Origin of the sequence: Pseudoflavonifractor sp. An85 (assembly GCF_002161235.1) — a bacterium.
Lineage (GTDB): Bacteria > Bacillota > Clostridia > Oscillospirales > Oscillospiraceae > Enterenecus.
Window position 1 is genome coordinate 1 of record NZ_NFHE01000142.1, and the last position, 550, is coordinate 550.

Here is a 550-nt window from a genome sequence, read left to right on the forward strand (position 1 = left end):
ATCACCCCCAGAGGCGTGATGGTCCACTCCACTGGGGCCAATAACCCCCTGGTGGCCCGATATGTTCAGCCCTCTGACAACGACCCCAACCGGGCGTATCTGCTGAAAAAGATCGGAGGGAACCGCAACGCCAACGACTGGAACAACCCTGGACTGGATGTGTGCACTCACGCTTTTGTTGGCAAGTTTGCCGATGGCAGTGTTGGCACTGCCCAGACATTGCCCTGGAACCGTCGTGGTTGGCACGCCGGCACCGGCACCAGTGGCGGCAGTGCCAACAACACCCACATTGCATTTGAAATCTGTGAGGATGCCCTCACCGATGCAGGCTATTTCCAGAAGGTGTACCAGGAGGCGGTGGAGCTCACCGCCATGCTGTGCAAGACCTACAACCTCAACCCTCTGGCCGACGGTGTGGTCATCTGCCACAGCGAGGGCTACCAGCGGGGCATTGCCAGTAATCACGCCGATGTGATGCACTGGTTCCCCAAGTTTGGCAAGTCCATGGACACCTTCCGCACCGATGTGGCCAAGGCCATGGGCTCCGCTA

The 550-nt window shown here is 59.3% G+C and carries 1 protein-coding gene; it reads left to right on the forward strand.

Annotated elements, in window-relative coordinates; genetic code table 11:
* A partial coding sequence (locus B5G37_RS14865) for a peptidoglycan recognition family protein (protein WP_143483020.1) occupies window positions 1-550 on the forward strand: 550 nt, incomplete at both ends.